This is a genomic window from Blastomonas sp. 34TW, from assembly GCF_059803595.1.
The window spans coordinates 82,834-97,928 of the sequence record NZ_JAPFGW010000001.1 but is presented as its reverse complement, the minus strand read 5'-3'; the positions used below and the strand labels follow the sequence as shown (position 1 = coordinate 97,928).

The window sequence follows — 15,095 nt, the reverse complement described above, 5'->3', positions numbered from 1 at the left end:
TGAAAATCCCCGCCTCCTCTATGTTTCGCCGCTTCAGATGCAACCCCCTGCATCGCGGCGCCTGTGTATAATTGCCTATACCGGATCGTCCGATTTCTTGCCCGGCGCCTTCCACAGCAGCGGCATCAGTTCGGACACATCGACATCGCGCCTGTCGTCAGGGATGACGCCCAGCATCGGGCCGATCCGCGGAACCAGCTTGGCCACCACCGGCGCGGCGGTCCAGCCTGCGGTGCGCTGGAAGGACGACGCCTGGTTGCCCGAGGGCTCGTCGATCATAACGATGACGACATAGCGCGGCTTGTCCATCGGGAAGGCGGCGGCGAAGGTCGCGACCACCGAGCTGCGCTTGTAGCCGCCTGCGCCCGGCTTTTCGGCAGAGCCGGTCTTGCCGCCGACGCGGAAGCCCGGGGCCTCGGCCTTGCGACCCGTGCCATCGCGAACGATCATGCGCAGCAGCTGGTTCATCCGCGCGCTGGTCGAGGCCTTGAACACGCGCTCGCCCCGCGGCACGTCGGCGGGATTGAGCTTCATCAGGGTCGCCGGGCGGTACAGCCCGCCATTGACCATCGCCGCATAAGCCGAGGCGAGATGCAGCGGCGTCACCGCGATGCCATGGCCGTAGCTGACCGTCATGTTGGTCAGCCGTCCCCATTGCGACGGCCAGAGCGGCTTGGCGCGCTCGCGCAGGTTGATATCGGCCTGGCGATCGAAATGCAGCTTGCGCATCACTGCCTGCAGCCGTTCCGGACCCAGCTCGTCGGCAATCTGGGCGGTGACGATGTTGGAGCTGTGCACCAGCGTTTCGGGCACGTTGAGCCAGCGGCCCGACGAGTGGGAATCGCGGATCTGGAAACCTGCGACCCTGAGCGGCCGGCTGGCGTCATATCGGCGCGCCATGCTGGTCACCGTGCCCGCATCGATCGCGGCCGCGACGGTCAGCGGCTTGAAGGTCGAACCCAGCTCGAAGAAGCGATAAGTGACCTGGTTGGCTTCGAACGCCACGCTATTGGCGTTGAACTGGTTGGGGTTGAAACTGGGCAGCGAGGTCATCGCCATCACTTCGCCGGTCTCGACATCGAGCACGATCCCGGCTGCGGCCTTGGCATCATAGGCCTTCATGCCCTTGCCGAGTTCGTCCTCCAGCGCCGCCTGGACGCGGATGTCGATCGACAATGCCGAGGGCATGAGCCGCTTCTTCGGATCGAGCAGCTCCTGGTCCATCGCGCGCTCCATGCCCGAGACGCCATGGCCATCGGGATGGACATAGCCGAGCACATGCGCCGCGAGTTGCAACTGCGGATAGAAGCGCTCCTTCTCGCGCGGAAACTCGATGCCGACCTCGCCCAGCGCGTGGACGCGATTGACCTCTTCCGGAATCGCGCGGTGGCGCAGATAGGTGGGCTTGGTGCGGCTGAGCAGCTTGAGGAAGCGCTGCTCGGATGTGTCGGGGAAGATTTCCGCCAGCTTGGCGGCGAGCACCTTGCGGTCGCCGATCAGCTTCGACGGCACCACGCGGATGGCATAGCCATCGATCGTGCGCGCCAGCGGCACCCCATTGCGATCAACGATATCGCCCCGCCCCGGATCGACCAGCGCGCCGCGCGTCGCGGCCTGGGCCTGTTCGCCGAACACGCCGATAAACGTCAACCGCAGGAGGATCGCGCCGACGCCGAGGCCAAACAACGCGAGCACCGCGACCAGGCGGACCTGCGCGGTGAGCGTGAGATGCTGGCGCTTGCTGGCCAGACGGACCCTGTGACTTCCGGATGCAAGCGCGGTCATTGACCCCCCGTCTTCTTCAGTTCGGCATCGGCCTGTTTGTTGATCCGGTCGAGCAGCCGGTCATCGAGCAGACGACGGCCCGAGCCCTTTTCCTCGCCCGCCTTTGCGGCCTTGGGTGCGGTCGCCGATGTCGCGGCGCGCGCCGGGCTGATGATGGCGACGCTCGCCGAGACCGAGAGCGGCTCGGGCGTCTTGACCGTGTTGGCAGCAAGCTCGGCGGGCTTGATCGGCGTAGGTTCGGCCTGCGGCTTGATCGTCATCGCGGCGACCCGCACCGGCTCGTCGAGCGGCTTGTCGATCTCGCCCAGATTGGCCAGTTCGCGCTCGCCATCGAGATACTGAGCGGCGCTGGGCGCCTCATAGCCATATTCGAGGTCGTTCCACATCGCGAGCTGGGCAAGGCTCGCGCGGGTGGCGAATTCGGTTTCCAGATAGCGGATCTCGGCGCGAGTACGCAGGATGTCGCGCTCGGTGCGCGTGAGGTCGCTGCGCAGCGTCGCGACGCTGAGCGAGAGCGGATAGAGCGCGATCGCGACGATGAAGATCAGCGCGATCCAGCCGATGGTCTTGAGGCGCTTGACTGCCAGGATCATGCCGCCTGCCTTTCCGCATCGTCATGCGCGCCCCAGGCCGGGGCATCGCTACGGACTGCAACCCGCAAGGTGGCCGAACGCGCGCGGGGGTTACGCGCGCATTCGGCCTCGCCCGCCCGGGTCGGTCTGGCGGGTTTCTCGAAACTGGGGGTCCGGCGCTGGCCGGGATTGTCGGGCAGGTGACGCGATCCTGCGCCCTCGCCGCCGCTGCGCGCCTTGAGGAAGCGCTTGACGATGCGGTCTTCCAGGCTGTGGAAGCTGACAACGGCAAGCCGCCCGCCCGGTGCGAGCATCGCCTCGGCCGCGACCAGGCCCTCGCGCAGCTCGTCCAGCTCGCCGTTCACATGGATGCGGATCGCCTGGAAGGTGCGCGTCGCCGGATCCTTCGGCGCGCCGGGGCGATAGCCCAGAGCCTTGCGCACCACCGTCGCCAGCTCGAGCGTCCTCTGCAACGGACGGGCGGCGACGATGGCGCGGGCGATGCGGCGCGATTGACGCTCCTCGCCATAGAGATACAGGATATCGGCGATATCGCCTTCGTCGGCGGTGTTGACGAAATCGGCAGCACTGAGGCCGTCCTGGCCCATGCGCATGTCGAGCGGACCGTCCGACTGGAACGAGAAGCCGCGCTCGGCCTGGTCGAGCTGCATCGACGAGACGCCGATATCGAAGACGATGCCATCGACCTGGGTCACGCCTGCCGCGCGCAGCATCTGCGCCATCTGCGAGAAGCGCCCGGCGTGGAAGGTGAAGCGGCCTTCGCTCTGCCCGGCCAAAGCAGCTCCGGTGGCCACCGCGTCGGGATCGCGGTCAAAGCCATGGACCTGGGCACCGGCGGCCAGCATCGCGCGGCTGTATCCGCCTGCGCCGAAGGTCGCGTCGACATGCACTTCACCCGGCAGGATCGCCAGGCCTTCGAGCACCTCGGCGAGCAGCACCGGAATGTGCGGCGCGTCGTGCGTCATCGCGGGAGAATCAGCGGCCATCAGCGCTTGCCTCCCAGTTCTTCCATCAGGAAACGCGCGTTGAATTGCTGCGAGGCGAGACGCGGGTCGTCGAGCGACATCAGATGCTCGTAGCCCCAGACGCTGAAATCGGTGCCGTTGCCGCTGAAGAACACGTGCTTCTCGATCCGCGCCATGGCGACCAGCATCTTGGGCAGGATCAGGCGGCCGCTGCCGTCGAAGCTGATCGTCGAGGTGGAATTGAACCTGGGGCCACCGAAGAGTTCGGTGCGGAATTCCTCGCCGGTCTCGTTGGCGATTTCCTCGCGGCGGCGCATCTGTTCGAGCAAGGCGTTCAGCCGCTCGGTGCCATAGCCTTGGAGACACTGGCCCTGCGCGTTGAACGAGAAGACGACTGCGCTTTCGCCGTTCGAGTTTGCGATGATGGGATTGCGGAAGGCAGCCGGGATGGCCATCCGCCCCTTGGGGTCGATGGTGGTCAATGCAGAACCCAAAAAGGCACTGATTTCCGCCACTTGGTCGACTCACCCCTTTTTCCGCGCCCTTGCGTATCCCTGACATGCCGGGGGTGTTCGCCTGACCCTTGCCTGACCTGCAAACAGCCCTTGCCCGTCGCTCCGCAGGCAAAGTCCTCAGGCCCCCACGCCGCGCTAGCGCCGCAGGTCGGAAAGGAATCACAGATGGTTGAACCCCGATTAAGGAGGTTCATAACAAGGGATAGTTGGGGATGGAAGGGGTTTTTTGGGTCTAGAACGGTAACATTGGGGTCAATGTTCCATATTCGGGGTGAACCGAAAATATTCGGGCAGTTGGCATCATCCGCTGTCCTCCTGCATCAGTTCGAGCAGCAGATCGCGAATGAACGTGCGGTTGGCGGCCCCGGAAACGGCGCGGTTTGCGAGGATTTGAGGATCGAGCAGATCGGCATCGGCAACGATCACCGCACGCCCCTTGCCTATGCTGCAGCGGACCACCGAAGCGTGGAAAGCCGGGTGGCATGATCCGTCCCCAGATTTCCCCAGCAGAACCCCGAATTGCCCGGGATGGACCAGTAACACGCCCGATTCACCCAGCCGGACCGATTCGATTCCCGGATTTTGCAGCTCCAATCCCCAATGGCGGAGCAAGGGCGAGATCAGCGACGTGCGCAGCGGACCGCGCGGATCGGCCAGCCCGACCCCGTGCGGCCAATCGAGCTGCGGATCGGCAAACAGCAGCAGCCGGCCGCCAGCGCGCACATAGTCATCGAGCGCCACCAATTCGTCGGGGCCGAGCGCGCGCGGTTGCACCAATATGGCCAGCCGCACATCCTTGAGCGCAGCGGCATCCAGGGCATCGGGTACGACCAGATCATGCGCCGCGGCGAGCGCCGCATGCAGCGGGTGCGGATCGGCCTTGCCCGCGATCACGTCCGCCATGTCGACCCCCGCGCCATAGACCAGCGGCAGGCTGCTCATCAGCGCGATCTTCTGTCGCGGCAGGCTGGGGACGATCGGGGATGGTTCAGCGCGCTGGGCCGGCTGTTCGGAAGAGGCAGGGACGCAGGCGGTGACCGCAAGGCTTGCCGCCGCGAGCGCGTGCCCTGCGCGCATCACTGCTGGGGCTGGCTGGGCGAACCCGATTGCGGCGCGTTCTGCAGCTCGCCGACCACCGGGGTCTGCCCGCCCGCGCTATGCTGTGTGCCTTCTGCCGGAAGATCGGGGACGACGCCCAGATCGACCAGCGGTTCGCTGGCGGCGGGCGGCTGCACGACGGGCGGAGCGGTGGTCGCAGCGACACCGGGCTCGGCGACACTGGTGCTCTCAGCCGGAGCCTCGGTGGCCGCGCGCTGCAGCAGCATATCGGCGAGCGCGACCATCACCAGCACGGCAAAGATGCCGCCGATGCCGATCTGCAGGCGGTGCATCAAGGGGTTGCCCCCCGGCGTGCGGGCTTTGTCAGCGGCCATCGCGCCAGTATAGGTCAATCGGCCAGCCAGGGGAAGACGGGCAATCCCTTGGCGCGCAGCCATTCGGGATTGTACAGGGTCGACAGATAGCGGAATCCGGTATCGCAAAGGATCGTCACAACGCGCGACCCCGGGCCGAGTGTCCGCCCAAGCTCGACCGCGCCCGCGACATTGATGCCCGAGGAAAGGCCCAGGCACAGCCCCTCTTCGTTGAGCAGCCGCTGCACCCAGTAGATCCCGACCTCGTCCGAGATGCGGAACTGCGTGTCGATCGGCGCATCTTCCAGATTGCCGGTGATCCGCCCCTGGCCGATGCCTTCGGCAACCGACGAGCCTTCGGCCTTGAGTTCGCCATTGGCATAATAATTGAACAGGGCCGCACCGTGCGGATCGGTGAGCGCAATCGTGACATTGGGGTCGTGCGCCTTGAGGCCCATGCCGACGCCCGCGATGGTGCCGCCAGTGCCTGCCGCGCAGGTAAAGCCATCGATCCGGCCGTCCATCTGCGCCCAGATTTCCTCGGCCGTGCCCTCGATATGCGCGCGGCGGTTGGCGATATTGTCGAATTGCTGTGCCCAGACCGCGCCGGGCGTCTCTTCGGCCAGGCGGCGCGAGGTGTGCACGAAATGGCCCGGATTGGCATAGGGCGCTGCCGGGACGAGCACCAGCTCCGCCCCCAGCGCGCGCAGCGTGTCCATCTTTTCCTTGGACTGGGTCTCGGGCATCACGATGATCGTCTTGTAGCCCTTGGCATTGGCGACCAGCGCGATGCCGATGCCGGTATTGCCCGCCGTGCCCTCGACGATCGTGCCGCCGGGCTGCAGCGTTCCGCGCTCCTCGGCATCGCGCACGATATAGAGCGCCGCACGATCCTTCACCGACGCGCCGGGATTGGCGTATTCGCACTTGCCGAAGATGTCGCACCCGGCGGCCTCGCTGGGGCCGTGCAGGCGCACGAGCGGGGTGTTGCCAATCAGGTCGAGCGTGGTCGGTGCAATGGTCATCGCCGCTAGATAGCCACCGGGTCCGCAGGCGGCAAGGTGCCGTGACCCTCCGCCCCCGCCCGGGCCGCGATCAGGCGGGCCGCTCGGCCAGAAGGCTGCGCACCAGGGGCTGCATCTTCTCGTCGAAGCGCGCCAGCATCACGTGCTCGTCGGCGGTCTCGTAATGCGTGATCAGCTCGCGCCCGTTCCACCAGTGCAGCGCGAAGGCAGGCGGATCGGCGATGATCATGTTGCGGCCATCGGGCCGGTCGGGATCGATCGGTGCAAGCTCCAGCGCCACCTGCGGCGCGCTCGACGGACAGATCGCGACGGGAAAGCCGTTCCACTGGCTGACGATCGCGCGGTGGACATGGCCGCAGACCATGCCGATGACATTGGGGCGGTTCGCCAGGCATCCGCGCAACCGCTCGACCCAGGGCTCTTCGGGGTGCGTGTTCATCCATTCGATGCCGACCTCGATCGGCGGATGATGCTGGACGATCAGCGTCGGGCGATCGGTCTGCTCGGCGAGCCGAGCGCGCAGCCATTCGGCGCGAACCTCGCAGAACGCGCCGCCATGCCGCCCCTCTTCGAGCGTATCGAGCACCAGCAGCCGGATGGGTCCCGCGTCGACCTCGTACTGCACGAAGCCGTCGACCATTGGCACGTGGGGAAATTGCGAGGCAAAGGTGTCGCGCTGGTCGTGATTGCCCATGCACATGTGCACCGGGAACGGGCAGACCGAAAACGCATTCTTGAGCCGGCGATAGCTGTCCTCGTCACCACGATCGATCAGATCACCGGTGGCGAGCAGAAGATCGGGCACCGGGTCCAGATCGCGCAACATGGCGATCACCTGATCGAGCCGCTTGCGATTGAATTCGGCGGGATTATCCGGATCGAAGCCCAGATGAATATCGGTGATCTGAGCTATCAGCATTGTGCGACCCGGTCCCCTGTCTTTTGTGCGCTCAGGCGCGGCAGCTATCGTCGCAGCCGCGCCGCTGCCCCTCCCGGATGCGCCATGGAGGCCGTAATCTCTGGCCGCTTTTTCTTCTTGTCTTGCTCGCGAAGCAGCCATGGCGCCCCCTTATCGGCATGGTAATCGTGACACATTGCGCAGGTGGATTCGACCGGTTTCTTCACCTTGATCAGCGAAGCGCCAGTCTCGCCGACATGACAGGTCCGGCAGTCCTTGATTCCGGGCAGTAACAGGTCGGATGCATCGCTCGACTTTTCGGCGAGATGGCAGCTGGTGCACTCTTCCTTGTCATGCGCGTCGTGCGTGAACCAGCCCTTCTGCATGTAGCGACTGGTCTGCGCGACCGGAGCAATACGGAAATCGAGCCCGCCCGATCCCGAAGGGGGCACCACGACATGACAGTCATAACAGGCACCGCCGCGGCTGAAGACCTGACGGATCGCCTGATCGGCCCGGCCGCCGCGGAAATTGACCGCGCGCGCATAATCCGCCGCCGTCCGCCGCGAGTTCACGACGCCGGGGCGCTGGCGTGCCAGGCTGCCCAGGTTGATCGGGCGTGCAGGCGGGGTCGAGCGGTAGAAGGCGCGCAGATCCGCCTTGACCTGCTCGGGCTGGCCATGGCGCAGCGTGCGATAGGTGTCGCCGATCTTGTCGAAGGCCAAGCTGTGGCACATCGCACAGCTCTTCTCCATGTCGACCTCGACAAAGCCGACATTGTTCTTGTCCGGCTCGTGGCAATCCTTGCACTCGAGCGCGTCGCCAAAGCCGTATTTGGCGCTGAGCCGCCGTCCCATCTGCGCGACGCCGTTGGTCTTGCTCAGATGCATGTCGTGCGGGAACTTGAGGCCGTTATTTTCCTTGGGCTTCCTGTCGAGCGAGATGCGCTTGCGCGGCGCCTTGGCATCGTCGCCGACCAGCGGACGCACCAGCACCGCCGCCTGGAACTGCGGATGGGCCTTACCGAAATCGGCGGCATTTCCGAGTTTGGTGTCGGTCAAGCGCGTGTTCATCCCGTCGTGACATTCAGCGCAGAATCGCTGCTGTGTCGGTTCCATAGCACCCGCACCCTCATGCTCGGTGTGACATTCGACACAACGTCCCGCAGGTTTGTTGAAACTGGCTGCAACGAATCGGGTGAAAGCGGCAAATCCGGTGGGGTCGCCACGTGCATCGAGCTGACGCGCCATCGGGGCGTGAGGTCCTGCATCCTTCTGGTGGCAGGTCATGCAGGCATTGTCGCGGACGGACACGAACGCATCGACATGGCACGACTGGCAATCGTTCTTGAGGGTCTTGTGCGCCAGGCTGAGCTTGCCCGAAGACCACATCGTGTCGGCATGAAAACCGGCGGGCCGCGAGATTTTCTCCTTGTAGGCCAGGTCCTTGTAGCTCGACCAGGTATAGACCGGCCAGGCCAGGCACGCGATGAGGACCAGCAGCGCAAAGCCCCAGGCGCTCATCCGCTTGCCGGGCAGCAGACCTTTCAGCGAATAGATCGCGGCCTCGTCCTTGTCCTCGGCGCTGTCCGATACCGCTTCGACGCGGCGAACGGTCAGCGTGATCGCATCGCCTTCGGTGCCCAGCGCGATGATATGGCCGCCAAAACGCAGTTCGGCACCGCGCGCCACATCAATTGAGGTCGATTCGACGCTGCGCCCGTCGACATCGAAAGGTTGCGCCGATTCGGCGGTGACGATGAGCTCGCCGCCGCGTCGCACCATGCGCGCGTGGACCGGGTTCACCGCGAGGTCGGGCAAGTGCACGCCGTTGCTGGCGTTGCGGCCGATGAGGATCTCCTCGCCCGCGACCTCGGTCTGGCGGACGATCTCGCTGCCATCTGCCTTCAAGGCCACCTGGCGGACGATAAACATCATTCAACTGCCCCCAACACTTGCCGACACCCCGCCCCGGGACTTTGGATCACCAGTAGAAAAACACGCTGAAAATGTGCGCCGACAGCGCGGCGAGCAGCGCGAACGTCATCGGTACATGGACATAGAGCCAGACCTGCAGCAGCGCCTTGATCTGAAGATGCTTGCGCAGCCGCGCCAGCGTCGATTCCTTGCGCTGCAAGAGCCCGTCGACCTTGTCGAGCGGGTCGTCGCCCATGCGCGGCTGATAGGCGCGCATCCGGCGCAGCTCGGCAATGGCAGCACGGGTCTCGCAGCCCGAATAGCTGTTGGTGATGCGCTGGATGAAATTGCCGGCAAACGGGTCCTGCTCGAGCGAAGCCTGGACCAGCGCGGCCTGCGAAGGATCAAGCGGCTGGCCGGCATCGTGCAGCTGCCGGTCGAGCGAACGCAGCTGCTCGATCATCATCTTTTCGGTCACCGCACCATCGGTATCGGCGCGGTTGCTCGACAGATTGTCGGGCAAGGTCGCGTAGAAATAGATGCCGACAATGCCGGAGACGATGACGATCATCATCAGCGACCAGGCCAGCGTGTGCACATTCCAGCCGAGCTGGAAGCCGGTGTGCAGCGTGCCGATGACGATCAGGCTGAGCCCGAGATAGACATGCGCGCTGGTCCAGGCCTTGAGCGACCAGCCCCCCGGCGTGATCGCGCGCTTGCGCAAGCCCAGGCAGGTCAGCCACAGGATCAGCGCTGCGCCGATGGTGCCGAGCGTATAGCCATACCACGAACCGCCATTGTGCCGCGGCTGCACGTCGATGAGAAAATAGCTGACGAGGCACGTGATGCTGAGCACCGTCGCGATTTTCATCCAGCGGAAATTCTTGTGGCGAAGAAAGCCGTCATGCATCGAATTGCGCTGACGTCCGGTGGTCTTCTTGCGCACCACGGGTGCGGCGGTTTGCGCCTGGCTGGCCATGGTCAAGCCTCCTCCTGCTCGAGCCGCGCGACGGTCAGGAACTCGTCCGGCGCAACACGGATCGCCGCGCCCGTCGGGCAGGCGCGCACGCAGCTGGGGCCACCCTCGATCCCGGCGCACATGTCGCACTTGATCGCCTTTTTGGGCTTTTCGACGCTGTGGTCGCTATTGGCATAGGACCATTTCTTGCTCGGCTCGCCAGGGCCGGGGCCGAAGCCGAAGAACAGCCAGGAGAGCAGGCTCGGCTTCTTGGGCGGCACCTTGTCCATGCGGATCACGCCATAGGGGCAGTTGCGCTGGCAGTTGCCGCAGCCGATGCACGTGTCGTTGATATAGACCTCGCCATCGGGGCCGCGATTGATCGCATTGGGCGGGCAATCGGCCATGCAGTGCGGATGCTCGCAATGGCGGCAGCTGGTCGGCACGTGCAGATGCGCATAGGTGCGCCCCGCCTCGCGATCGAGCCGCGACAGGCCGTCATGGCTGTCCGCACAGGCCTTTTCGCAATTGTCGCAGCCCACGCACAGCGTCTCGTCGATCAGCAGCACGTCGGTCGCCTCGCCGATGCCGTTTTCGACGAGGAAGTTGGCCACGCCCGAATACATGTCGACCACGCCCGAGAAGCTGTCCTTCTTCGCCTCGATAAAGGCGTTGATGTCCTGACGACTGGCCATGTCGCGCTTGGCGCGCTTCAAGAGTTCGGGATTGGCCTCCAGCACCTTCTTGAAGGCATCGCCATCGATCTGGATGACTTCCGACTTGATCGCCGCCTTGACCGTCGCGGTACGCCTGCCGCCCGCGATCAAGGCCATTTCGCCGACATAGGACCCGGCGGGCAGGTAGGAGAGGAACACGGGCTTGCCGCCGATTTCCTTCTCCACGATCATCGATCCGACGCGGATCACGTAGATCTCGTTGCCCTCATCGCCTTCCTTGAGGATCGCCTCGCCCGGCCGCACCTGGCGGATCTTGCTGGTATCGACGACTTCGCGGATATCCTCGGGCTTCAGGCCGGAGCCGAACATCTGCAGCAAAAGGCGCTCGGTCGAGATGCGCTCGATCGCCTTTTTCGCGGTCGGCACCTGGCTCTGCAGCTTGAGCGCGGCGTTGCGCGAGATTTCGACGCAGATCGTGTCCTCGGCAGCGACCACGGTCGCGCCGCGACGGCGCCCCGAGATCAGGCCGACCTCGCCGAAGATCGAACCCTTGCCGATCGGCACCGTCTTCGACGTGTCATTTGGGTCGATCTGCACCGCGACCGACCCTTCGGCAATCGCGAACAGCGACGATCCGGGCGCGGCGCGCTCGAAGATCACATCGCCGCGGCGATAGAATTTGGCATCCGAATCGAGCATGAACTCGCGCATCTGCAGCGGGTTCATGCCATTGAGGATCGTCACGTTCTCGCGCAGCAGGTCGAGCCATTCGGCGACCGACTTGCGGCCCGGCAGGTCCTTGAACTTGCCCTCGAGGATCGGCTCGTCCGCCGGCTTCAGTTCGGTATTGCCGTTGATGAACTCGATGACGTCATAGCCCTGGTTCATGCAGTGCTTGATCAGCGGGTATCCGGCGAGCGCGCCGATGACGAAGATGCTGGGCGCAGTCGATTCGAACACCGGCGACAATTGCGGGAAGGCCAGGCGATCGGCGCTGGTAAAGGCGATGCCGCATTCCTCGATGAACGCGCGCGGCGGCGCCGAACCGATACGCGCGATGATGCGGTCGCAGCGCACCCGCTCCTCGCCATCGCGGGTGCTGAAGGTGATCCAGCCCGGCTCGATGCTGGCGGTATCGGTCTCGAAGCGGATCTGCAGCTTGCCCGCATTGCGATCGGCGAGCAGCGCCAGCGCGTTCGCCTCCTTGGCGGTGGGGAAGGTTTCCTTCGGGCTCGGCGCTTCGGGTCCGCGGTTGACGATGGTGACGACGTTGCCCTGCGCCGAATCCTCGGCCAGGCCGCGTGCATTCTCGATCCCCGCATCGCCCGCGCCGATGACGACGATATGCTCATCGACATATTCGGTGGGGTCATCCAGCTGGTACTGCACATGCGGCAGATCGCCGCCGGGACAGCGCATGCGGTTGGGATTGCCCTGGGTACCGATGGCGAGCACGACATTCTCGGCGATGATCTTCTCGCCATTGGTCAGCTCGATCTCGTAGGGCGGGGCGTAGCGCTGGATTTCCTTTTTCGTCACCGATCCGTCGCGCGCGCGCTGTTCGATCACATGGACGCTGCCCTCGATCGCGGGGCCTGTGCCCTTGATCGCCTTCACCTCGGCGTTGAACTTCACGTTGACGTTCAGTTCCTTGGTGCGCGCATTCCACTTTTCCAGGATCGCCTCGCGCTTGCCCGCCTCGAACTCATGGTCGGAGCGCAGGACCAGCTGCGATGGCGTCGCCATCACGTGCTTGCCCTTCTGGTATTTGTAGATCGTGTCCGAAAGATGGTCGGTCTTTTCGAGCAGGACATGGCTCATGCCGAGGCTCGCGGCACGCGCGGCTGCGCTTTTGCCTGCCGGGCCCGACCCGATGATAGCAACGCGGTAGATCTCGCTCACTGGTTCGCGTCCCCCAATTGCGGACGCTCGCGCGACCGCGCCTGCCAGCAAACGCTGCCCCATCCGGCGGCCCGCAACCCGATTTCTCCCCGATCGGTGCTGCTATCGCCAGATTGCCCCGCTGCCGCAAGAACTTGCCCAAAATTCGGTTGCGAACCCTATGCCGATATTTCTAGCAAAGAATGTGATCTTTACCACTTAGAAATTGGAAAATCTGGCCGATCGGCTAGCCTTCCACCCGGACGCGACAAAGAGACAGCCCGCATGACCGACCAACAGACCGATACCGACATGCCCCTTGCGGCAGAACCGGCTTCCGCGCGCGCCTCCGGCGGCCGTCCTGGTGTCGGCACGATCGCGCTGGCGGCCGCCGCGCTGATCGCCGTCACGGCCGTGGGGTACAAGGTCTATAGCGACCAGAAACCCGCTGCATCGGGACCCGTTGCCCCCCTGAACGCGCAGGGACAGCCCGCATCGGTCGATGAGGTCATCACCCAGCTCGAAGCCCGGCTGCGCGAAAACCCGAACGACGCCGAAGGCTGGCGGATGCTGGGCTGGAGCTATTTCGAGACGCAGCGCTTTGCCGAATCGGCCACCGCGATGCGCCGCGCCATCCAGCTGGCCCCCGGCAATTCGGAATATCACTCGATGCTGGGCGAGGCGCTGGTCATGGCCAGCAAGGACGAGGCGATCAGCCAGGATGCCCGCACTGCGTTCAAACGCGCGGTCGAGCTCGATCCCAAGGATGCGCGCGCGCGCTATTTCCTCGCCGCTGCCAAGGATATCGATGGCAAGCATGCTGAGGCGATCGAGGACTGGTTCGCGCTGCTCGCCGAGACGCCCGCCGACGCGCCTTATGCCAAGGACATTCGTGACGTGATCCGCAATGTCGGCAAGGAGCGCGGGATCGACGTGGAAAAGCGGCTCGCCTCGGCCAAGTTCGCGCCGCCCACGGCGGGCTTCCGCACCGACGGCGCCGAAACCGCGACCGCTGGCATCCCCGGCCCGACGCCCGACCAAATGGCGGCGGCCGCTGCCCTTCCCCAGGGCCAGCAGGACATGATGATCCAGCAGATGGTCGATGGGCTGGCCGAGCGCCTCAAGCGCGAGCCCGGCGATACCGATGGCTGGATCATGCTGTTGCGCAGCCGGATGCAGCTGGGCGAGACGGGCAAGGCCCAGGCGGCGCTGCGCGACGCCACGGCAGCGCTCAAGAACAAGGCTGCTGACCAGCGCAAGGTGCGCGAAGCGGCAGCGGCCCTGGGCGTCCCTGGCGCCTGAAACGATCGGCCAGCGCCACCCCGCCCGATCTTGTCCCCGACGACGAAATTGATCCGAACTGGATCGATGTAACGGTTTAATCGTTGCGTAGCGAACGTATCGTCAATAGCGATTCGCAAATCATTATCAATTAACCGTGTTACTCGCAGGCGAATCCCTGCTATTGCGCGTAACCATTGCCAACCGGGATTTCGACCAGCCTCATGCCCGAACTGGACCATGTCGAGCGCGCATCGCAGGCCATAGAGGCTGCGCAAACGCTTGAGGAACTTCTGGAAATTACCGCGCATGCGGCAACGCCCTTCGGCTTTGCGCATGCAGCGCTGGCGCGTCACGTGCACGTGCAATCCGGGCTGATGGAGCCCGAAATGGTTACCAACTATCCACAGGCCTGGCACGATCTGTTCGCGCGACGGGATTATGGCCTGACCAGTCCGGTGCTCGCGGCATGCCAGCGCCGCGGTGGCGCCATCCGCTGGGAAGATCTGGAAACGATCATTCCGCTCACCCGCATCCAGCGCGAATATCTGGAAGAGATGCGCAAGCTGGGCTTGAATTCGGGTTGTACCATTGCCGGGCACATGCCCGACAGGCCCACCATCTCGGTGCATTTCGTCGTCGCCGGCGGCGAGCCGCTCGAAGCGCGTCCGTTCATGCTCGCCATCCTGCTCGGCATTGCCGCCGGGCAACAGGCGCGCACGCTATGGCAATCGCAATTGCCCCAGGTGCAGGTGACCCAGGAAGAGCGCCTGTCGCCGCGCCAGGTCGATTGCATCAAGCTGGTCGCGCGCGGCATGACGAGCTGGGAAATCGCGGCGGTGCTCGGCATTTCGGACCAGACGGTGAGCGAATATCTCACCGATGCGCGCCGCCGCCTCGGCGTGTCCAACCGCGCGCAGCTGGTGCTCAAGTCGCTGAAACTCGGCTATTTCACACTCGACGACGTCACCGAATAGCCACCGGTTGGCCCCAGGCCTGTACGATCGTCCAGCCCGATCCGCTGCCCCGAGCAGCGACACGTGGCGGTGGGGCGCATCGCCGCTCCGATCGCTTCTGGAGATCGACCTGTGGAGCATGCGGTCGCTCGCCCCGTTTCTATGGCCAACGCTACGGGCCGGATATCATCCGGGGAACATTGCCCCGGTCTCAGCGCCCCGTCTTGCACGTG

13 protein-coding genes are annotated in these 15,095 nt (G+C 64.8%); 2 read left to right on the top strand and 11 right to left on the bottom strand.

Annotated features, from left to right (window positions below):
* Positions 1–75 precede the first annotated feature (75 nt).
* The 11 genes from OPU69_RS00490 to OPU69_RS00440 form a co-directional block, all read right to left on the bottom strand.
* Positions 76–1,785, bottom strand: coding sequence for a peptidoglycan D,D-transpeptidase FtsI family protein (locus OPU69_RS00490; RefSeq protein WP_498508886.1), 1,710 nt, complete (start codon positions 1,783–1,785; stop codon positions 76–78).
* Complete coding sequence (locus OPU69_RS00485) at positions 1,782–2,378, bottom strand: hypothetical protein (protein ID WP_060978559.1); 597 nt, start codon at positions 2,376–2,378, stop codon at positions 1,782–1,784. The genes OPU69_RS00490 and OPU69_RS00485 overlap by 4 nt, the downstream gene beginning before the upstream one ends.
* Entirely contained in the window at positions 2,375–3,343 is a 969-nt protein-coding gene (gene rsmH / locus OPU69_RS00480; protein WP_498509311.1) for a 16S rRNA (cytosine(1402)-N(4))-methyltransferase RsmH, read from the bottom strand. The genes OPU69_RS00485 and rsmH overlap by 4 nt, the downstream gene beginning before the upstream one ends.
* A 20-nt stretch (positions 3,344–3,363) precedes the next feature.
* Positions 3,364–3,825, bottom strand: coding sequence for a division/cell wall cluster transcriptional repressor MraZ (locus OPU69_RS00475; RefSeq protein WP_060978558.1), 462 nt, complete (start codon positions 3,823–3,825; stop codon positions 3,364–3,366).
* 333 nt (positions 3,826–4,158) lie between these two features.
* On the bottom strand, positions 4,159–4,935 hold the full coding sequence (locus tag OPU69_RS00470; protein WP_498508885.1) for a Gldg family protein: 777 nt from the start codon (positions 4,933–4,935) through the stop codon (positions 4,159–4,161).
* Entirely contained in the window at positions 4,935–5,291 is a 357-nt protein-coding gene (locus OPU69_RS00465; RefSeq protein WP_498508884.1) for a hypothetical protein, read from the bottom strand. Before OPU69_RS00465 ends, OPU69_RS00470 begins: the two co-directional genes overlap by 1 nt.
* Positions 5,292–5,305: 14 nt before the next feature.
* The gene (locus tag OPU69_RS00460) at positions 5,306–6,295 is read right to left on the bottom strand and encodes a cysteine synthase A (RefSeq protein WP_498508883.1); all 990 of its coding nucleotides are present in this window, start codon (positions 6,293–6,295) and stop codon (positions 5,306–5,308) included.
* Between the two features lie 70 nt (positions 6,296–6,365).
* Positions 6,366–7,214: a phosphodiesterase gene (locus tag OPU69_RS00455; RefSeq protein WP_498508882.1), complete on the bottom strand. Its 849-nt coding sequence runs from the start codon at positions 7,212–7,214 to the stop codon at positions 6,366–6,368.
* A gap of 44 nt (positions 7,215–7,258) precedes the next feature.
* A complete protein-coding gene (locus tag OPU69_RS00450) occupies positions 7,259–9,130 on the bottom strand; it encodes a cytochrome c3 family protein (RefSeq protein ID WP_060978553.1) in 1,872 nt (623 codons plus the stop codon).
* A 46-nt stretch (positions 9,131–9,176) separates the two neighbouring features.
* Complete coding sequence (locus tag OPU69_RS00445) at positions 9,177–10,088, bottom strand: hypothetical protein (protein WP_060978552.1); 912 nt, start codon at positions 10,086–10,088, stop codon at positions 9,177–9,179.
* Between the two features lie 2 nt (positions 10,089–10,090).
* Entirely contained in the window at positions 10,091–12,646 is a 2,556-nt protein-coding gene (locus OPU69_RS00440; RefSeq protein ID WP_498508881.1) for a cyclic nucleotide-binding domain-containing protein, read from the bottom strand.
* Positions 12,647–12,910: 264 nt separating this feature from the next.
* Here OPU69_RS00440 and OPU69_RS00435 point away from each other — a divergent pair, with 264 nt between their 5' ends.
* Complete coding sequence (locus OPU69_RS00435; RefSeq protein ID WP_060978550.1) at positions 12,911–13,927, top strand: tetratricopeptide repeat protein; 1,017 nt, start codon at positions 12,911–12,913, stop codon at positions 13,925–13,927.
* A gap of 203 nt (positions 13,928–14,130) precedes the next feature.
* Entirely contained in the window at positions 14,131–14,883 is a 753-nt protein-coding gene (locus OPU69_RS00430; protein ID WP_066275996.1) for a LuxR family transcriptional regulator, read from the top strand.
* Positions 14,884–15,095 lie beyond the last annotated feature (212 nt).